The 19,105-nt window shown below is 43.4% G+C and carries 19 protein-coding genes and 1 pseudogene; 14 read left to right on the forward strand and 6 right to left on the reverse strand.

From position 1 onward, the window contains the following. Positions 1 to 26: 26 nt before the first annotated feature. From tsaE to radA, 11 genes are all read left to right on the forward strand, one after another. On the forward strand, positions 27 to 464 hold the full coding sequence (gene tsaE / locus ACAM39_RS03630) for a tRNA (adenosine(37)-N6)-threonylcarbamoyltransferase complex ATPase subunit type 1 TsaE (RefSeq protein WP_219333037.1): 438 nt from the start codon (positions 27 to 29) through the stop codon (positions 462 to 464). Beyond that, complete coding sequence (gene mutL / locus ACAM39_RS03635; RefSeq protein WP_369628249.1) at positions 457 to 2,031, forward strand: DNA mismatch repair endonuclease MutL; 1,575 nt, start codon at positions 457 to 459, stop codon at positions 2,029 to 2,031. Before tsaE ends, mutL begins: the two co-directional genes overlap by 8 nt. 3 nt (positions 2,032 to 2,034) lie before the next feature. Then, positions 2,035 to 3,087: a tRNA (adenosine(37)-N6)-dimethylallyltransferase MiaA gene (gene miaA / locus ACAM39_RS03640; RefSeq protein WP_369628250.1), complete on the forward strand. Its 1,053-nt coding sequence runs from the start codon at positions 2,035 to 2,037 to the stop codon at positions 3,085 to 3,087. A gap of 158 nt (positions 3,088 to 3,245) precedes the next feature. Further along, positions 3,246 to 3,791, forward strand: coding sequence for an RNA chaperone Hfq (gene hfq / locus ACAM39_RS03645; protein ID WP_219333040.1), 546 nt, complete (start codon positions 3,246 to 3,248; stop codon positions 3,789 to 3,791). A 364-nt stretch (positions 3,792 to 4,155) separates the two neighbouring features. Beyond that, positions 4,156 to 5,124: a KpsF/GutQ family sugar-phosphate isomerase gene (locus ACAM39_RS03650; protein ID WP_369628251.1), complete on the forward strand. Its 969-nt coding sequence runs from the start codon at positions 4,156 to 4,158 to the stop codon at positions 5,122 to 5,124. A 42-nt stretch (positions 5,125 to 5,166) separates the two neighbouring features. Then, a complete protein-coding gene (locus ACAM39_RS03655; RefSeq protein WP_369628252.1) occupies positions 5,167 to 5,691 on the forward strand; it encodes a KdsC family phosphatase in 525 nt (174 codons plus the stop codon). A 170-nt stretch (positions 5,692 to 5,861) separates the two neighbouring features. Next, the gene (gene lptC / locus ACAM39_RS03660) at positions 5,862 to 6,434 is read left to right on the forward strand and encodes an LPS export ABC transporter periplasmic protein LptC (protein WP_369628253.1); all 573 of its coding nucleotides are present in this window, start codon (positions 5,862 to 5,864) and stop codon (positions 6,432 to 6,434) included. Positions 6,435 to 6,607: 173 nt separating this feature from the next. After that, the gene (gene lptA / locus ACAM39_RS03665; RefSeq protein WP_369628566.1) at positions 6,608 to 7,117 is read left to right on the forward strand and encodes a lipopolysaccharide transport periplasmic protein LptA; all 510 of its coding nucleotides are present in this window, start codon (positions 6,608 to 6,610) and stop codon (positions 7,115 to 7,117) included. Between the two features lie 57 nt (positions 7,118 to 7,174). Continuing rightward, positions 7,175 to 7,918, forward strand: a complete 744-nt coding sequence (lptB, locus tag ACAM39_RS03670) for an LPS export ABC transporter ATP-binding protein (RefSeq protein WP_369628254.1) — start codon at positions 7,175 to 7,177, stop codon at positions 7,916 to 7,918. 24 nt (positions 7,919 to 7,942) lie between these two features. Then, entirely contained in the window at positions 7,943 to 8,377 is a 435-nt protein-coding gene (locus ACAM39_RS03675) for a PACE efflux transporter (RefSeq protein ID WP_369628255.1), read from the forward strand. Positions 8,378 to 8,563: 186 nt separating this feature from the next. Next, on the forward strand, positions 8,564 to 9,961 hold the full coding sequence (radA, locus tag ACAM39_RS03680) for a DNA repair protein RadA (protein ID WP_050324120.1): 1,398 nt from the start codon (positions 8,564 to 8,566) through the stop codon (positions 9,959 to 9,961). Positions 9,962 to 10,038: 77 nt separating this feature from the next. Here the strand turns inward: radA and ACAM39_RS03685 are convergent, their stop codons facing one another. From ACAM39_RS03685 to ACAM39_RS03700, 4 genes are all read right to left on the reverse strand, one after another. Further along, on the reverse strand, positions 10,039 to 10,371 hold the full coding sequence (locus ACAM39_RS03685) for a hypothetical protein (protein ID WP_096488671.1): 333 nt from the start codon (positions 10,369 to 10,371) through the stop codon (positions 10,039 to 10,041). 214 nt (positions 10,372 to 10,585) lie between these two features. Beyond that, on the reverse strand, positions 10,586 to 11,380 hold the full coding sequence (locus tag ACAM39_RS03690) for an ABC transporter ATP-binding protein (RefSeq protein WP_036593505.1): 795 nt from the start codon (positions 11,378 to 11,380) through the stop codon (positions 10,586 to 10,588). Between the two features lie 72 nt (positions 11,381 to 11,452). After that, positions 11,453 to 12,358: an ABC transporter permease gene (locus tag ACAM39_RS03695; protein ID WP_278932373.1), complete on the reverse strand. Its 906-nt coding sequence runs from the start codon at positions 12,356 to 12,358 to the stop codon at positions 11,453 to 11,455. Positions 12,359 to 12,538: 180 nt separating this feature from the next. Then, a complete protein-coding gene (locus ACAM39_RS03700) occupies positions 12,539 to 13,531 on the reverse strand; it encodes an ABC transporter substrate-binding protein (RefSeq protein WP_472828269.1) in 993 nt (330 codons plus the stop codon). A gap of 551 nt (positions 13,532 to 14,082) precedes the next feature. Between ACAM39_RS03700 and ACAM39_RS03705 the strand changes: the two genes are divergently transcribed. Then, positions 14,083 to 14,544, forward strand: a complete 462-nt coding sequence (locus ACAM39_RS03705; RefSeq protein ID WP_369628257.1) for a hypothetical protein — start codon at positions 14,083 to 14,085, stop codon at positions 14,542 to 14,544. A 98-nt stretch (positions 14,545 to 14,642) separates the two neighbouring features. Here ACAM39_RS03705 and ACAM39_RS03710 read toward each other — a convergent pair. Then, a pseudogene (locus ACAM39_RS03710) lies at positions 14,643 to 14,777 on the reverse strand (ABC transporter substrate-binding protein); the annotation flags it as partial. Between the two features lie 435 nt (positions 14,778 to 15,212). Between ACAM39_RS03710 and ACAM39_RS03715 the strand changes: the two are divergent. Then, positions 15,213 to 15,374: a hypothetical protein gene (locus ACAM39_RS03715; protein ID WP_156652031.1), complete on the forward strand. Its 162-nt coding sequence runs from the start codon at positions 15,213 to 15,215 to the stop codon at positions 15,372 to 15,374. A gap of 158 nt (positions 15,375 to 15,532) precedes the next feature. Here ACAM39_RS03715 and metG read toward each other — a convergent pair whose 3' ends face one another. Further along, positions 15,533 to 17,644 (reverse strand): methionine--tRNA ligase, encoded by a 2,112-nt coding sequence (metG, locus tag ACAM39_RS03720; protein ID WP_369628258.1) that lies wholly within the window; start codon positions 17,642 to 17,644, stop codon positions 15,533 to 15,535. 212 nt (positions 17,645 to 17,856) lie between these two features. Between metG and apbC the strand changes: the two genes are divergently transcribed. Continuing rightward, positions 17,857 to 19,083 carry an iron-sulfur cluster carrier protein ApbC gene (gene apbC / locus ACAM39_RS03725; RefSeq protein WP_369628259.1) on the forward strand — a complete coding sequence of 409 codons (1,227 nt, stop codon included), beginning with the start codon at positions 17,857 to 17,859 and terminating at the stop codon, positions 19,081 to 19,083. The last annotated feature ends 22 nt before the right edge of the window (positions 19,084 to 19,105 follow it).

Here is a 19,105-nt window from a genome sequence, read left to right on the forward strand (position 1 = left end):
TGGGGCAAGCTGGGAAATTAATCGACATGAATAAAACTATCCTTTTAAAATCCGAAACCGACACCCAAGCCTTCGCTAAAGAGCTTGCCGAGATGAATTTAACCGGTAGCGTTTGGCTGTCGGGTGATTTGGGTGCGGGCAAGACCACGCTTACCCGCTATTGGCTTCAAGCAATGGGGCATACAGGCGCGGTAAAAAGTCCGACTTTTACCCTGGTTGAGCCTTATCGTATTACGCAGGACGATGGTACAATTAAGCCGGTTTACCATGCCGATTTATACCGCCTCAATGATCCTGAAGAATTGGAATTTATCGGTTTTTATGAATATCAAGATGAACCAAATAGTTTGGTGATTATTGAATGGGCGAGTCGTGCAGCAGGCTATTTGACGCCGCCCAATGCCACCCTTGATATCAAACGCCTTGATGATGAACAACGAGAAGTGACGATTAGTTTTGCCTGACAACCGTATTCACAAATTATCCCCACTGCTTATCAATCAAATCGCCGCTGGCGAGGTAGTGACGCGCCCTGCTTCTGTGGTCAAAGAACTGATTGAAAATGCGATCGATGCCAACGCTACTCATATTCGAATCGATATCGAACAAGGCGGGCTTGGGTTGATTCAAATTAGTGACAACGGCATGGGGATTCATCCTGATGACATGATGCTTGCCGTCACTCGCCATGCCACCAGTAAACTTGCTAATGTCAGCGAGTTGGTTGGTATTCATAGTTTAGGCTTTCGCGGCGAGGCACTAGCGAGCATTGCAGCGATATCGCATCTGACATTAACCAGTAGTCACAATGACAGCGGGATAGGGCAACAGCTGAGCGTGAGCGGTAGCGAGGTAAGCCAAGCTACTATTCGTCCTATCGTAAAACATCGCGGCACGTGTGTCAGCGTTCGCGATTTGTATTTCAATGTGCCAGGCAGACGCTCGCACCTAAAAAGTATCGCCACAGAATTTGCCCATATTGAACAAGTCGTGCAGCGATTAGCGATTAGTTTTGCCGATGTGCAGATTGAATTATATCATCAAGACAAATTGCGTTTTAGCTTAACGCAGTCAGCCAAAGCGTCTCACCAAAATTTAGAGGATGCTGCATTGCCTTTTTTGCCGGCGTTTAGTTTGGCACGACTTGAACAAGCGTTAAATTTGCCATTGGCTGACATTGCACAGCCATTTTATTTATCGCTGCAAGGTTTACAAGCACAGACAGAGGATTTAAGTGCCCAAGTCACCGGCTGGTTTTTTATCGCCCATAAAAATAATCTGCCAAAACTTATTTATATCAATCATCGTTTGGTCAGTGATTTGGCAATTAGCCAAGCCATACAAAAAGTGGGTCGCAAGCTGGGGATTGGTATCGATAATTTGCTACAAATGGGCTATGCGTTGTCTTTTGAGCTGCCTGCCGAGTGGATAAATGTCAATATTCACCCAAGTAAACAACAAGTCAAAATCCAACCATTGACTAATATATTAGCTTGGTTGTCTCAGCATATGCTAGCGCAATTGCCGCCTAAAATGACGGCATTAAAAAACCTGCAACGGCAAGCTTGCATGACAAATACTGATGACAGTAAAGTCGATAAATTTCAAAATTTACCTGAGGGTGAAGCTACGCCCATTCACTATATAAAGACCGGTGAGATAAAGACGGGTGAGAAACCCAACACCACCCATGAGCTATCCCATGTTGCCGAAAATCAGTCGATGTATCAGGTGGCAAGAAAGGGTGCTGTTGATAGGTTAACGGATAGCGACTCGATACAGCTAGTGACCTTATTTGAAAACAAGCATCAAACTTTTGCTTTAATTTTTTGGCACCGATATTTTTATCTGATTGACTTACAATACCATCATATAGACAGTGATGATAAAGCGTGTGTGCAATCTTATTTGAATCAAGCTGATTTTACCCAAATTGCCGATAATGCCATACAAGTCAGTGAAACTGACATGCTACAATGGCTGCTGTCGCATTCACCTAATTTCCAGTCATCTCTAGAGTCCCCAGAATAAGCTATGATAACAGCCGATAAACAAGACGTGATTTGCCTTATAGCACCTACTGCCAGCGGTAAAACAGCGTTGGCGTACGAACTCTACGAAACTGGCAAATACCATCTTATTTCGGTAGATTCTGCCTTGATTTATCGGGATATGAATATCGGTACTGCCAAACCGACACGTGAAGAATTGGCACACTATCCACATGCCCTCGTTGACATCATCAGTCCTGAGCAAAGTTACAGCGTTGCCCAGTTTGTCAACGATGTGAACTATCATATCAATCTTGCTCATCAGAAAAATAAAACCCCTGTGCTGGTGGGTGGAACGATGATGTACTATATGGCACTGATTCAAGGTATCAATGATATCCCAGCAACTTTGCCAGAGACTCGCCAACAAGTCAGCCAACTGATTGCCGAGCAGGGGATTGAACAGCTGCATGCTTATTTAACCCAGGTAGATCCCATCCTGGGTAAGCAACTCAAAACCACAGACACCCAAAGAATTGGCAGAGCGGTGGAAATCTATCTGCAAACAGGTAAGCCATTAAGCGCTTGGCAGAATCAGCCCGCTAGGGCGTTAGCCGACAATCCAAATCAGCATTGGCAAATTTTAGCCGTGATGCCAGATCGTGATTGGTTACACAAGCGTATCGCACTTCGGTTAGATATCATGTGGCAGCAAGGCTTTTTACAAGAAGTGATTGCCCTGCGACAACAATATCACCTCACGGCTGATCTGCCATCTATGCGCTGCGTTGGCTATCGGCAAGCTTGGGATTTTTTAGAAAAAATACAAAATACAACATTGTTTACATATGATAATAATGAAGAAAATTTCCATGTTAATGTGGCGCGTTCTTTACTAAACACGCACAGCTCCCCAATTGAAGATTATAGACAAACTATGCAAAATGAGGCATTATATGCTACAAGACAGTTAGCAAAACGCCAATATACATGGATGCGTAAGCTGGTAAGTACACAACAATTGGTTGAGCGGTTTGATATAACACCCTTAACAACTATTGATGAAGCAAGAACGCTGCTAACAAAAATAAGTTAAAAGCAGTGCTATGCTTGGGTAAGAATATCTGTGCGCTTGTCTAGTATAGCTCTGACCATCCGTGTTAAGCTAATAAGCTGTCATTGAAGGTATAATTAAAAAGTCGTCTAAAAATATAATAATTTAACTAACTTTCTGTTTATTTCTGGGAGAAACCTATGTCAAAAGGTCAAACACTACAAGACCCTTTCTTAAATTCTTTGCGAAAAGACCGTATTCCAGTGTCTATTTTTTTAGTCAATGGTATCAAGCTTCAAGGTCAAATCGAATCTTTCGATCAATATGTGGTGTTACTCAAAAACACTGTCAGTCAAATGGTGTATAAACACGCTATTTCAACGGTAGTACCAGCCCGCAATCCACGTTCAGCCACGCCAATGCCAGGGGCAAGTGGCTACGGTCAATCTAGCCAAATGGGATTTGGTCAAGCAGGCGGTTTTGAACAATCAGGCTACGGCGCCAATCGCACAGGGTTTGCTAATCGGGGTGGCTTTGGCGATCGCGGTTTTGATGGCGGCGGTTATGACAATGACCAACGTGGCTACCCGCAGGAGCGTACAGGGTTTGCGCAAGCACCGTATGATCGTAGTGGTTTTGCTGACCGTGGTTTTGATAGCGGCTATGACACTATGAATTTTGAGCCTACCAAAGACGATGCCAACTTTGACGATGATGCAAACGGCAATGGTGAAGACAAGTATTAATTTTTAAATTCCAAACATGATATTACGTGGCGAACCCTATCAGTGTTCGCCATTTTTTATAGCTGGCTTTGGCTTTATAGCTTGTCTCTTATACTTTATTTGGAACTGATTTAGCAATGCCTAGATTGTTAATATAAACTCGATGAAATGTTGTCAAAATATGTATTTTCGGACTTATCCCGTGAATATTGGCTGAAATTACGCTATGATAATCAGACTTTAAAAAATTTTAATTTTTTAGCTTTAAATATTGTTTATGCTAACTATGAAATGCCCGAATAAGCGTATAGCAATAAGCGCATAAAGATGAGTGCCCGAAAAAAGCGCACCAACAGCCATTTTGAAAAATTAGTGAGGAATTATCTTGGATGCATCGGTTGATTATTTAAAGCATGCCAAAGACGCTATCACAACAGAACAACATGCTTTAGATTTGCTGATTGAACAGCTAGATGAACGATTTGTGACCGCTTGCCATTTGATCGAAAACTGTCAGGGGCGTGTGGTGGTGACAGGCATGGGTAAGTCAGGGCTTATTGGTCGCAAAATTGCAGCGACTTTTGCCTCAACGGGAACGCCGTCTTTTTTTATGCATCCTGGTGAAGCAGGTCATGGCGACTTAGGCATGTTGGTCAAAGGCGATGTGTTAATTGGCATCTCAAACTCAGGTGAGTCAGATGAAATCCGCACGTTACTGCCTGTGGTAAAAAAACTGGGCATTCCGCTGATTAGTATCAGCCGTGACAAACGCGGTATTTTGCCAAGATCTGCCGATGTGGCTTTGACTTTAGGGGCGTCTGAAGAAGCTTGTCCCCTTGGGTTAGCACCGACATCAAGTACCACCGCTACCTTGGCACTAGGAGATGCGTTAGCGGTGGCGTTGGTGCATAGTAAGCATTTTACTTCAGAAGATTTTGCTTTATCACACCCTGCTGGGGCATTGGGTCGCAAATTATTAACCCAAGTAAAAGACTTGATGCATGTAAATAACCTGCCAACTATTAATGAGTATTCAACGCTTAACGAAGCCTTATTTAGCATGACAGGTGGCAGACTGGGGATGACGGTGATTACCAATGAAAGCAATCAAGTCGTGGGTGTATTCACCGATGGCGACTTGCGTCGTAGCTTAGCGCGCCAATTGGGGCTTGATACGCCGATTAGTCAGGTGATGTCAACCAATCCAAAGTCCGTCAATCCTGATATGCGTGCGTCTGATGCGCTCACATTAATGAACGAACAAAAGATAAATCAGCTATTAATCATTAATGATGATAAGACTTTAGCGGGTATTTTGACCTTGCATGAGCTACTGCATGCGGGTGTAAATTAATAGGCTTAAAATAACTACTCTTAAAGTAATAAGGATAAGGTCATGCAAAGTCTGCTCACTAAAGCAAAAAACGTTAAACTATTGGTCATGGATGTGGATGGTGTGTTGTCCGATGGAAAAATTATCTATGATGCCAACACGGTTGAAACCAAAGGCTTTAATGTTCAAGATGGCTTTGGTATTCAGCGTATTCACCAAGCAGGGATTCAAACCGCCATTATAACCGGTCGCACTAGTGACATTGTCACGCATCGCGCCAAAGAATTAAAAATTACCCATCTAGTGCAAGGGCGTGAAGACAAATTGACAGCGCTTAATGAATTGTTAGCTAATATTGGTATCTCGCTAGCAGAGTGTGCTTATATCGGTGATGATTGGCCAGATATCAAAGCCTTACAATCCGTCGGATTTGCTGTAGCTGTGGCAAATGCCAATGGCGAAGTCATCAAACAGGTCGATATGGTTACCACGCGCTCAGGCGGAGAAGGGGCAGTTCGTGAGTTATGTGATTTGATATTAAAATCAACGGGTCATTACGATGATATTTTGGCCAGTTATGTGATTTAGATCATATAACTTGGTTTAAGGGATTTATGCTAAGGGATTTGTTCTAAGTGATTTATTTTAAGTGATTTATTTTAAGGTTTAAGCAAGTTGTTTTAAGTGATTTGGCGTATGCGGTTTAGTGTGGTAACGTCCGTTTTTATCAAATTTTTTGGCAATGTTAGGTGGCAATCGTGTCAACAAAAACGCTATTTATTTTAGGCTTATTATTTATTATCGTATCGGCCTATTTTTATGCGCAAAACGATGCTCGCTTGACCCAAGTGTCACTCAAGCCGACCGATATTGATTACCAAGCAGAGCAAATTAAAGCATTACAAACGACCGAAACAGGTAGTGTCGGCTATCAGTTAACAGCGGCGCAAGTGACCCATTACCAAAATGCCAATACCGCTGTGATGTCCAAGCCGCAGATTGTTATCCGTCCAAAAAACGAGCGTGAAGTAACCTTGGTGGCAGACCAAGCGCAATTGGATGAAAATAAGCAGATTGCCAAACTGATAGGTAACGTGACCTTAACCAGCGTTCCGCTGCTCACCCAAAATAGTAGTATGTCGAATTTGCCCGTTAAAATGATAGGTAAAAACTTTGTGGGTGATTTGGTCAATAGCACAGTAATGACTAATGAACCGCTTACCTTTATCCATGGGAATAATCGGTTTGATGCCAAACAATTTAGTGGTGACTTGGCAACGGGTGATTACGGTTTTGGACAAGTGAGTGTGATGATTCAACCTGCACAGTAGCTAATCCTATTACAGCAGATACTGTTAACACAGCAAATCAGTGGCGATGTTAATGGGATTCAAGTGAGTATCAAAAATCTTTAACTTCGGTGCTAATTTAATCTATATTGTTGATTTTAAAATTTTTATATAAAAGGTTTAACATGATTGTGGTGAAGACTCGACAATTAATAATGGCTGGCGGTGTGTTAGTTGCTGGCATGCTTACCGCATCGAACGTGGCAAACGCCTTGCCATCAGACGCCAATGAGCCGATTCGGTTGTTGGCAGATAAAGCGACGTACAGTGAGCGCTCTGGGGTGACAAGCTATACAGGCAACGTCACCATTACCCAAGGCACGCTCAAAATGACGGCGGATAATTTAACCGTCAATTTGACGCCAACCCGCGCCATCGAAAGCGCAGTCGCAACAGGGCGTCCTGCCACTATCCAACAAATTGTGACACCAGAGAAGGGCTTGGCAAAAGGTCAGGCGAATCGAATTGACTACAATGTCAAAACAGGGCTTGTCACCCTCACAGGTAATGCGCGCTTGACCCAAAATGGCGGTAGTTTTTCGGGCAATGTCATCCATTACAGTCTAAAAGTGGGTGATATTGAGGCAAAAGCAGGGAATAACCAACGAGTTGAGCTGGTATTTCCGCCACAAGCGAGCAACCGTGTGGGCGTTCGTAATCGCTAGTATTGTTTAATTTGCTTTCGCTCTGCTCATTGCTATTGTTTAGTTTTAGGATTTATTATGTCGCAACCGCAAGCCAACCAGACTCTAATCATGCAGCACCTTGCCAAACGCTATGGCAAGCGTTGGGTGGTTAAAGATGTGTCTTTTTCCGTAGAACAAGGACAAGTGGTTGGGTTACTCGGTCCAAATGGGGCGGGCAAGACTACCAGCTTTTATATGGTCGTCGGTCTGGTCAATATGGACAAAGGGCAAATACAGCTCGGCAATCGGGATTTGTCGGCATTGTCCATGCACGAGCGCGCCGCAGCAGGCATTGGCTACTTGCCGCAAGAAGCATCAATTTTTCGCAAATTAACCGTTGAAGAAAATATTTTATCGATTTTGCAGACTCGCAAAGATTTGGATAAAGCGGGGCAGCAGCAGCAACTTGAGCAGCTGATTGGGGAATTTAATTTGGGTCATGTGCGCCACTCATTAGGAATGAGCGTGTCTGGTGGTGAGCGCAGACGCTGTGAGATTGCCCGCAGCCTTGCCTCAAATCCCAAGTTTATTTTGCTTGACGAGCCTTTTGCGGGAGTCGACCCGATTTCGGTGGGCGATATCAAAGAGGTGATTATTAAGCTTAAGCAGCGCGGCATCGGCGTGTTGATTACCGATCACAACGTGCGTGAGACTTTGGCTATCTGTGAACATGCTTATATTGTCAGTGAAGGACAAATTATTGCGGCAGGCACGCCAGAGCATATCTTAGACAATGAGTTGGTACGTAAGGTCTACTTGGGTGAGAACTTCGTGGTTTAGTAAGATTGTTCAAGGCAAAACGTGATGACCACCAAAGCACGCATCTGGCAAGCGATTTTATTTGAGACAATCGCCATACTGCTATCATTAGGCTGGGTAAAATTACTCAGCTTTTTTGGCTTTACGGGTAGTGAATCGCAGCATAACTCAAGTATATTGGCGCTGCTGATTGGCATTTCGCTCATCGCCATGATTTGGACATTTATTTATAACTTATTGTTTGATAAATTTTTTACCGGTGAAAAACGGGCTCGACCGCTATGGCTACGGGTACTGCATATACTGGGTTTTGAAGGTGGCTTATTGGGCTTTACTTTACCACTGGTCATGTGGGTGATGAATATTGGACTGTGGCAGGCGTTTTTGCTCGATATTTCGTTGACCCTACTTATTTTGGTGTATGGGTTTATTTTTTACTGGATTTATGACCTAGTCGCCCATAAATATGGTCGCAAATAACAGCAATCTTGCGTGGCAAAACTTGTGTGTCAAACATAGCTCGCTATCGCTAATTTCATCGCATTAATGTCATTGCATAGTTTATCCCTCTCACCACCAATACGCTTTAAGTTTCTTTATTTTTAAATTTTTCTTTATTCTTTAATTTTTCTTTATTTTTAAATTTTTCATTGCAAATTGGAATCTATGGCAAAATCAAAATCATCCTACGTGTGCCAACAATGTGGCGCAAACTTCGGTAAATGGTCGGGACAGTGTGCCGAATGTGGCGCCTGGAATAGCCTTGTCGAAGCGCCGACGGTTAGCATGCCACATCATAAGCCTGTCACCAAAAAAGCCAGCAACTACGCGGGCGAGCAATCGAGCGTCATGCCACTTAATGCCGTGCCTATGTCGCTCGATACTAGGCTACCAACAGGTGTTGGTGAGTTTGATCGGGTGTTAGGCGGCGGCTTAGTAGCAGGTTCTGTGGTGCTGATTGGGGGTGATCCCGGTATTGGCAAATCCACTATCTTGCTACAGACGGCGATTCACATGGCGGAAAATCAAAGTCTAGCCGGCAGTGCGCTGTACATTACCGGTGAAGAATCGTTGTCACAGGTGGCAATGCGGGCTAGTCGTTTGGGGTTACCCAATAATAACTTAAAAGTATTGGCAGAAACCAATGTTGAAATGATCTGCCAAGCCCTAACCCAAGAGCAACCAGCCGTCGCCATCATTGACTCAATTCAGACTTTGTTTACCGAAGCCATCCAATCCGCGCCAGGCGGTGTCAGTCAAATCCGTGAATCAGCGGCGATTCTGACGCGCTATGCCAAGCAAACGGGTACAGCGTTATTTTTGGTCGGGCATGTGACCAAAGAAGGGGCACTGGCAGGCCCTCGCGTGCTAGAACATATGGTAGATGCGGTACTGTATTTTGAAGGACAGTCGGACAGCCGTTTTCGAATGATTCGTGCGGTGAAAAATCGTTTTGGTGCTGTCAACGAGCTGGGCATTTTTGCCATGACGGATGCAGGGCTCAAAGAAGTGGCAAATCCATCGGCGATATTTTTAAGTCGTTATGATAAACCGATTGCAGGCTCAGTGGTCATGGTTAGCCGTGAAGGTACCAGACCGCTACTGGTTGAAGTACAAGCGTTGGTCGATGAATCGCAAGGACAACCTAGGCGCATGGCACTAGGTTTAGATTATCAGCGCTTAGCCATGTTGTTGGCAGTCATGCACCGTCATGGCGGTATCCAAACCAATGGGCAAGATGTGTATGTCAATGTGGTAGGCGGGGTCAAGGTGCTTGAAACAGGCTCAGATTTGGCAGTTTTATTGGCCTGTGCATCTAGTATCAAGGAAAAGCCTTTACCTTATACCCTAGCGGTATTTGGTGAAGTGGGCTTGTCGGGTGAAATCAGACCTGTTCCCAATGGTCAAGAGCGTCTAAAAGAAGCGGTGAAACATGGCTTTACCCATGCGATTGTACCCAAAGCCAATGCCCCCAAAACGCAATTAGAGCAATATCAAGGTCTCAAAATCATCGCGGTTGAGCGATTAGACGATGCGATTGATAGCGCCTTTAATCATCTATAAATAAAGGAATCATCTATAAATAAAAGACATAAAAAAAGCTGAAAAGTAACATTTCAGCTTTTTTATGATTCACTTGTTTATTCTGCATCTGCGGCAAAATTAAAGTATTTGGATTGACTGCCAATGATTTTTTCAACCGCTTCAATCACTTCATCCACCACATCATCATACACCCCATAGTGAAGCTCATTGCGAAACGAAGTAAACGGACTTTTACGTAAACCTGAACGCACTTCGGTGATACCATTTTTATGGTAAATAAAATCAACTTTACCATTGGTGTTTAGTACACAGCTTAATCGTCCATCTTTTACCATCATATCCACGCGCTCTGGCATAAAGATGTATTCATTGACATTTAACGTTTTGTCTTCGACAGCTTTCGTAACAAGTGATTTTAAATCAAACATAGTGACCTCAAAGGATATTGTTTTTTATAATTAAAATTTAGGGAAAATAGCAGTATTGTCACTGCTTGCTTATCCAGTGTTATTATGAAGAATTAATTTATCACTGTGTGTAAAAAAATGGATAACTTATGTTATCCATCTTCATCTTGTTAAACTCTAGCGTTTATTTAACTTATTCTATTTAACCCATCGCATTTGATTGGGCCCAGTTAAATTAGCTCAAAATTAAGCTGTCATCTTCTACCACTTCGCCGCGGGTGCGTTCAAACATATTGAGTAAATCATGAACAGTCATGCCTTTGCGTTCATCGCCTGATACGTCTAGTACCACTTGCCCTTGGTGTAGCATGACGGTGCGTGTGCCGTGATTGAGCGCTTGTTGCATGGAGTGAGTAACCATCATGGTGGTGAGATTGTTTTCTTGGACGATTTTATCGGTCAGTTCCAAGACGAAAGCGGCGGTTTTTGGGTCAAGGGCAGCCGTGTGTTCATCGAGTAGTAAAATTTTTGACGGCTGTAGGGACGCCATTAATAGGCTAACCGCTTGGCGTTGCCCGCCTGATAACAAACCCATCCGGTCAGTGAGTCGATTCTCTAACCCTAATTTTAAAATCGCCAGTTTTTCACGGAAAATTTCACGGTTTTTGTGATTCAATGCGCCTTTTAAAAAACGTGATTCGCCGCGCTTGTAAGCAAGCGCCATGTTTTCTTCAATGGTCAAGGCTTCACAAGTACCTGCCATTGGGTCTTGAAAAACGCGCGCTACCCAGTGTGCCCGCTGGTGGGCAGATTTTTTGGTGACGTCAATATTGTTTAGGGTAATTTTGCCGCTATCGACCCGAATCGTGCCAGCGACAGCATTTAGAAACGTCGACTTACCTGCGCCGTTGGTACCAATGACCGTGACAAATTCACCCGCTTCAATACGCAGGCTGATACCACGTAAGGCAGGGTTTTCAATAGGCGTACCAGGATTGAAGGTCAATCGTAGGTTGTCTGCGTTCATCATAAGGCATTGTCCTTTTACTTTACTTTATAAGTTGTTAAGTGCCAAAGTTAAAATCAACTATTTGATACCAAGTTAAGCAGCATGCTTATGGCGATTGCTCAAAATTTTTGATTTGATTTTTGGTAGGATTAAAGCAATCACCACCAGTAGTGCGGTGACTAAGTTAACATCTTGAGGACCAAAACCAATCGCACGTAAGGTATCATTTGACAACGCAATTTGGATAAAGAATTTATAAAGAATCGCCCCGACAATAGCAGATAGGGTAATCCACAGCATTTTTTTGGCAGGAATGATGGTTTCACCAATGATAACGGCAGCAAGACCAATCACAATGGTACCAACACCAATAGAAATATCGGCACCGCCTTGGGTTTGCACAAAAATCGCACCCGCAAGCGCAATCAGCCCGTTAGAAATCGCCATACCAAGCAAGATACTTCGAGAGGTAGCAATGCCTTGTGCTTGTGACATTCTAAGGTTGGAGCCAGTTGCCCGCATCGCCAAGCCCACCTCAGTGCTAAAGAACCAATCCAAGAAAAACTTGGCAGCAATCACCACACCACCAATGACCACACAGCGCATCCAATAGCCGTTACTATCAGTCACCAGTTCGCCAAATATCGTTGGCTCACCGAGCAATGGCAAGTTTGGCGCTTGCATAATACGCAAATTGACGGCATACAGCGCGACCATCACTAAAATACTTGAGAGCAGCTGTAAAATACCAAGTTTGACATGTAGCCAAGCCGTTACCAAACCTGCAACACCACCAGCAAGCATACCAAAGATACAAGCCAGCCAAGGGTTGACATCCGCGATGATTGCCACGCCTGCGACAGCACCACCTAAGGGAAAACTACCATCCGCGGTCAAATCTGGAAAATCTAACACCCGAAATGAAATGTATACGCCCAAAGCCACTAACGCATAGATTAGACCACTTTCTAGGGCACCAAATAAAGCAAGTAACGACATAACTGTTCACACAAAAAAGTAAAGACCGCTTGTTAATTTAACAAGCAGTCAGGTGTTAAGGTAAACCAAGTGGCATTAAGCGTAATGCGACTAAAGTACAAATACGCGCTTTGAAACTTTAGTTGCCACTGGGAAATTAAATTTACAATCACATTAAAACAGCTAAAACTGACAAAAGATTTATTGTTTAGCTTTTGGCGCAGGCTCTACTTGGGCTGCCTGGCTAATTAACTCTTGTGGCAGCGTAATACCGACTTCTTGCGCATGTTTTGGGCTAAGGTATAAATCAAGCTTATTCATAGTGATAGGCTTGATGGTACCTGGTTTTTCGCCTTTTAGGACGCGTCCAACGATTTTACCTGTTTCGATGCCCAAATCTTTGTAGTTGATACCCATCGCCGCGACTGCACCACGGGCAACGGAGTCAGTATCAGACGCCACTAGAGGGACTTTGATTTCTTTAGCGGCTTGGTAAAGCGACTCATAAGCGGATACCACGTTGTTGTCAAGTGAGGTATAGATGAGCTGAACTTTACCTTGTAGACCGCGAGTCGCTTGGGGAATATCGGTAGTGCGCTGTGCAGGTGCTGCAACGATGCTAATACCCATAGGTTTAAATTTTGTTTCAAGCGCTTTGAGTACCACAGTTGAGTTGACTTCCCCTGGGCTGTATACATAGCCGACGGATTTGAGATTTGGTACGACTTTTTTCATCAGCTCAATCTGTGGCTCAAGTGGTAACATGTCTGATGCGCCTGTCACGTTGGTGCCAGAGGCTTCCCAAGATTTTATCAGTTTCGCTTCGACCGGGTCGGTAACTGCAGAGAAAATGACAGGAATTGAGTTGGTCGCTGCAATGACGGATTGCGCCGATGGGGTAGCAATGGCAACGATGGCATCGGGTTTATCCGCGGCAAATTGTTTGGCAATCTGACCGGCAGTCGCCGTATTGCCTTGGGCTGATTGGAAATTTACTTTTAGGTTTTGACCTTCTTTAAAGCCTTCGTTGCCAAGCTCTTCAATCACACCTTGACGAACGGCATCTAATGCTGGGTGCTCAACGATTGCCGTGATAGCAACAGACTTGGTGTCGCCTGACGCCGCTGTCGTTGCACCTGCTGTGCTTGCGCTACTGGCATCAGCTGTTTTATTGTTAGATTGGCTGCAGCCCATCAGGCTTGCCATACAAATTCCACCTAGCATCATTGCTTTGGTCAAACGAGAAACACCAAATGTAGCGTTCAACATATATCACTCCAAAAATCCATCCATAGGGTAACAATTAAAAAGGTAAATCTTAAAAAAGAAAAACTTACACTTCAATAACAATATCATACAGCATTGTTAAACATTATTTACATTTTATCAGCTAATTTTGCAGTCGCATAGCGTTATATATAGTAGCCATAATGAAAGCTTTGGGTAACTGGTTAAAAAGGCATTATCTGATAAATTCCTATGACATAACAATCTGCCTCATTTCGCTAATGTATCATTTTTTAATAATAATTCGCTAAGTTATCAGCTAACTAATAAGTCATAGCGCATTGTTTTTGAGTAGAAAGAAAATTACCACAGCATTGTCATATTAAGTTACATTTTAATTTCATAATATAGCTTCATACAAAATTACTTATCCAACGTACATATAAAGGTACAGATAAAGGTGTATAACAATGAAAAAATCGACGTTATTAACTAGCTTACTTTTAGTGGGCTCGTTCATGGCTTCATCCGCTGTTTTTGCAGATCCTGGTCATGGTAAAGGTCAAGACAAACAAGCTAGAACTTGGACACAGCATCAGAAACAGCAACAAAAACACTATAAAGCTGACCGCAAACAAAACCAACGCTACAACACAAATCGCGATAGAGGCGATAATCGATACTACGATAGTCGTACGGGTCGCTACCTAACCCATGAGCAGTATCGCCAATTGCCCCCAGGACTGCAAAAAAATGTCGCACGTGGTAAAGCGGTACCACCTGGCTGGGCAAAAAAACTAGATAGTCGTTATTACAGCGTCAAGCGATATAATGACCGTAATGTCTATGTGTTAAATAACAATGCTTATCGCCAGGCAAAAGTTATCAGTCGCCCGCGTCCAGGTGAAGTTCGCCTACGTGTTGACAACCGCGTACTTGATGTGCTTGAAGCGACACGTGTTATTTTAAATGTGCTTTAAATTTTTAAATGTGCTTTAAATAAGGCATCGTTTCACTGCCCAGTTTGGATAACCCGTCTATTTAGTTAGGCGGGTTTTTTCTTATTTACCCATAGCGATTATTTATCAATTCTTCGCTCGAGTGTAGTATCAACGTTAATCGCGCCTTTTAATAGTTCAGGATTTAGTGTTAAGCCTTGGGCTTGTGCATGTTTTGGGCTCACATATAAAGTTAATTGGTTCATCACTTCGGGTTAGCATTCCCCAATAATCAAACTTGTTTTGTGAGTCGAGTATATCATTTCAATGTACTAGTTTACTATAACATAAATAAAAGTTTGCGACTATGGCTAAGTTTTTATGGATTAAAAGGTTTTATAAACGCTTTGATAAATAGTAGATTATTAACAAAACCTGTCATGAATACCGATATATAAGTATGCTTAATTACATAAAGTCCGTAATTGAAACATAATGTATAAATATTATTGAATATTTCATGAAATTGTCATAATAAAATGGTATGAAAATCTTTCGATATCTTTTAGAATAGAGCTTCTACTCGCAGCATTATTTATCTTTTTTAAACGATTCGTTGCAGCGTTGATTAAGTTAAACATGTCTGTGCTTAGTAAAGGTAAATGATTCATAGATGGAATCATCGTACACTAACTCAACAAGGAGGCTATATGAACTCATCAAACTTGATGGCAGGCGTATTAGTAGTTGGTGCTATTCTACCTTCGGCTGAAGCACCCCATTATTGCCAATACAATAAGGCAGCTAATCCCGTTAGAGCCAATCGAAAATCTATACCCGTCCGCATCAGCGTAAGTAAAGGCGAACGCTAATCGTGTGACATTATTGATTTTTTGATATTTAGGATAGCTTAATAAAAAAACCGCTGATGATTACCAGCGGTTTTTTGTTGTGACCAAAAAAATGATTAAGAATGTGTCAAAATGTTTCAGCTCATCGCCATCAATCCCAATTAAGCCAGTTAAGCCCATTAAGCAAGGGTCGCACCTGCAGGAATATGGTCATCTAAAGTAACCACCGTCAATTGACCGGCTTTTTCAGCCGATAAAATCATACCTTCAGAAATACCAAACTTCATTTTTCGTGGCGCAAGGTTGGTGACGCAGACCACAGTTTTGCCCACCAATTGTTCAGGGTTATAAAATTTAGCGATACCGCTAAACACATTGCGCGTTTTCACATTGCCCTGCCCATCTGTCTCACCCACATCTAGGGTAAATTGCAGCAATTTATCTGCACCTTCCACGTTATTGCAGGCTAGCACTTTTGCTACTGTCATGGTGACTTTGGCGAAGTCATCAATACCAATCAATGCTGTATCGTCAGTGGGTTGTTCGCTAGCGGCGGCTTTGGTTTTGCTCGCGCCAGATTGTCCAGTTGCTGGTTGATTGGCGATAGCAGGCTGCTTGTTTAAATCTTCTTTTGAAGCGTCCACCATCGCAGCAACTTTATCTTTGTCAACCCGCTGCATCAATGGGGTAAAGGCGTTGATGGTATGTCCGACCAATAACGCATGACGGCTATCAAAATCTAGGCTGTCAACATTGAGAAAAATTCGTGCTTTCTCACACATCAATGGTAATACAGGGGTAAGATAAACCACCAATTGACGGAAGATATTAAGCGCGACGGTACACACCGCTTGTACTTCAGCTTGTTGACCTTCGACTTTGTTAAGAGCCCACGGTTTTTTGTCATCGATGTACTCATTGGCTTTGTCTGCGCACGCCATAATCAGACGCATGGCTTTGCTAAATTCGCGCGCTTCATAAGCGGCAGCGATATCTTCGCCCGCATCAATGATTTGTTGCACCAAAGCAGGCTCGCTAATTGTCAGCGCTAGTTTACTGCCATGATTTTTATGGATAAATCCTGCGCAGCGGCTAGCGATATTGACGACCTTACCAACCAAGTCAGAATTGACTTTTTGCATGAAGTCTTCGAGGTCAAGATTGATGTCTTCCACACTGGCTGATAATTTGCTAGCAAAGTAGTAACGCAAGTATTCAGGGTCAAGGTTTTGCAAGTAGGTATCGGCTTTGATAAAGGTGCCGCGAGATTTACTCATTTTCTCGCCATTGACGGTCAAGAAGCCATGCGCGTTGATGGCAGTGGGGGTTCTAAATCCTGCGCCTTCAAGCATAGCCGGCCAAAACAGGGCGTGGAAATATACAATATCTTTACCGATAAAGTGATAAACTTCGGTGTTGTTATGATTTTCTTTTGACCAATACTCATCAAAATTTAAGCCTAAATGCGCACCTTGTTGGTCACACAAGTTTTTGAAACTTGCCATATAACCGACGGGTGCATCGAGCCACACATAAAAGTACTTGTCGGGTTCACTGGCTGGGGTGTTAGGGATTTTAAAGCCAAAATACGGCGCATCGCGGCTGATATCCCAGTTGGCAAGACCTGCATCAAACCACTCTTGTAGTTTGTTGGCGATAGAGGTCTGCAGGCGACCTTCTTTACGCGTCCAATTTTGCAAAAATTCGCTAAAGTTTGGCAGGTTAAAGAAATAATGGATTGATGATTTTAAAACAGGCGTTGCACCTGAAAGCGTTGAGTAAGGATTTTTGAGTTCGGTAGCATTGTAAGTGGTGCCACAGACTTCGCAGTTGTCGCCGTATTGGTCTTTTGCGCCGCATTTTGGGCATTCGCCTTTGACAAAACGGTCTGCCAAAAACAAGCCTTTTTCTGGGTCATACAGCTGTTCGACTGCTTTGTGCGAGATATGGCCGTTTTCATACAAGCGATTATAAATCAGCTGGGAGTAATGCTCATTTTCTGGGCTATGGGTCGAATAATAATTGTCAAAATCAACCAAAAATCCCGCAAAATCTTTTTCATGGGAGGCTTTGACATCGGCAATTTGCTCTTCAGGCGTGACACCGTTGGCTTCTGCTTTAAGCATAATCGCTGTGCCATGGGCATCATCGGCACACACATACGTCACTTGATGACCCAATGATTTCATGGCGCGCACCCAAATATCGGTCTGGATGTACTCAACCAAATGCCCCAAATGAATCGGACCATTGGCATAGGGTAGGGCGCTAGTAACTAAAATTTTTCTCACAATACACCTGTTATTGATTTGTTTAAAAAAACGTTATTATTGCTGTATGATAGCTTAAATCGCATCATTTCCCAACCAATGGGCATCAATCAAACAAGAAAAATTACTTTTCACACAGATATGTTCAATCTATCACTGTGAAAATTGGCAATAAACCCCACTTAACAGTGGTTAAAATCGTTAAAATAACAACATTGGGGTAAGCAACTATCATGTTCAACTTTATCAAACCAAAAACCGTGGCGACAGTGGATGAGTCCACGCTTAATCAGTTATTTGATGACTACCGCGTTAATCATCAGCCAATTCGCCAGTATGTCAAAGGGGTTAAACAGCAAGGTAATAGTCTGACATTGGATTTACGCTTGCCCGATGACTGCAATCCTGAACAAATCCATCATGATTTGAGCCAAAAGCTGCATATTCATGGGGTCAGTGAAGTGAATATGAATATTACCTTGTTTGACAGCACTACTGCGCCAAAACCTACGACCAAAGGCAGTGGCTCAACTCTACCCAAAACCACCAATGCCATGCCACCTGTCACTCAGGTCGCGCCACAAAGTGACAAATTAGTCACAGAAACCCCTGAACCTGCGATTGCCAAAAAAGCCACCACCCAAGCAGAATTAACACCGCATCCACGTATCGAGCATATTATTGTAGTAGCTTCAGGCAAAGGCGGGGTTGGCAAATCGACGACGACGGTGAATATCGCCTTAGCGCTGCAAAAACTGGGCAAACGCGTGGGCGTGCTGGATGCGGATATCTATGGTCCAAGTATTCCAAGTATGCTTGGCGTGGCAGGTCAGCAGCCGCAGCTAGAGCATGAGCAGTTTGTACCGATTGCAGCGCAAGGCATGCCGATGCTATCCATCGGTAGCTTGTTGAGCGATGACACTACCCCGATTGCTTGGCGCGGTGCCAAAGCCACAGGCGCACTGATGCAACTTTACAATCAAACCAACTGGCCAAATCTTGATTATTTGGTGATCGATATGCCACCTGGGACGGGGGATATTCAGTTGACGCTCGCCCAGCGTATTCCTGTGACCGGTGCGGTGATTGTGACCACCCCGCAGCATATCGCCTTGCTAGATGCGCAAAAAGGCATTGAGATGTTCCGCAAAACCCATATCCCTGTGCTGGGCGTGGTAGAGAATATGGCGCTGCATACTTGTAGCAGCTGTGGGCATACCGAAGCGATTTTTGGCGAAGGTGGCGGGGATAAAATGGCCGCACAGTATCAAGTACCGCTGCTGGGGCAATTACCACTGGCAAAAGGCATCCGCGAGCAAGCAGATAAAGGAGAGCCGTCCGTCATTGCCAATCAAGGCGCAGGCGATGAATTTGCTGAATATTATTTGAATATCGCTAAAAATATCGAAGCCAATATCGCCAAATTTGCCAAAACGCATGACAATAACCGGATTTTCTAAATTGAAATCTGATAGTCAATGC

The organism is Moraxella sp. K02 (assembly GCF_041154755.1).
Taxonomy (GTDB): Bacteria; Pseudomonadota; Gammaproteobacteria; order Pseudomonadales; family Moraxellaceae; genus Faucicola.

Bases quoted from the DNA above. Each gene is read 5' to 3' on its own strand.
- apbC (WP_369628259.1), top strand. From the start codon at position 17,857: ATGTTCAACTTTATCAAACCAAAAACCGTGGCGACAGTGGATGAGTCC.
- ACAM39_RS03685 (WP_096488671.1), bottom strand. From the start codon at position 10,371: ATGTTTGATTTAAAATCACTTGTTACGAAAGCTGTCGAAGACAAAACG.
- ACAM39_RS03675 (WP_369628255.1), top strand. From the start codon at position 7,943: ATGACCACCAAAGCACGCATCTGGCAAGCGATTTTATTTGAGACAATC.
- ACAM39_RS03700 (WP_472828269.1), bottom strand. From the start codon at position 13,531: ATGGGCTGCAGCCAATCTAACAATAAAACAGCTGATGCCAGTAGCGCA.
- ACAM39_RS03705 (WP_369628257.1), top strand. From the start codon at position 14,083: ATGGCTTCATCCGCTGTTTTTGCAGATCCTGGTCATGGTAAAGGTCAA.
- tsaE (WP_219333037.1), top strand. From the start codon at position 27: ATGAATAAAACTATCCTTTTAAAATCCGAAACCGACACCCAAGCCTTC.
- ACAM39_RS03690 (WP_036593505.1), bottom strand. From the start codon at position 11,380: ATGATGAACGCAGACAACCTACGATTGACCTTCAATCCTGGTACGCCT.
- miaA (WP_369628250.1), top strand. From the start codon at position 2,035: ATGATAACAGCCGATAAACAAGACGTGATTTGCCTTATAGCACCTACT.
- lptB (WP_369628254.1), top strand. From the start codon at position 7,175: ATGTCGCAACCGCAAGCCAACCAGACTCTAATCATGCAGCACCTTGCC.
- radA (WP_050324120.1), top strand. From the start codon at position 8,564: ATGGCAAAATCAAAATCATCCTACGTGTGCCAACAATGTGGCGCAAAC.
- lptA (WP_369628566.1), top strand. From the start codon at position 6,608: ATGGCTGGCGGTGTGTTAGTTGCTGGCATGCTTACCGCATCGAACGTG.
- ACAM39_RS03715 (WP_156652031.1), top strand. From the start codon at position 15,213: ATGAACTCATCAAACTTGATGGCAGGCGTATTAGTAGTTGGTGCTATT.
- ACAM39_RS03655 (WP_369628252.1), top strand. From the start codon at position 5,167: ATGCAAAGTCTGCTCACTAAAGCAAAAAACGTTAAACTATTGGTCATG.
- ACAM39_RS03695 (WP_278932373.1), bottom strand. From the start codon at position 12,358: ATGTCGTTACTTGCTTTATTTGGTGCCCTAGAAAGTGGTCTAATCTAT.
- hfq (WP_219333040.1), top strand. From the start codon at position 3,246: ATGTCAAAAGGTCAAACACTACAAGACCCTTTCTTAAATTCTTTGCGA.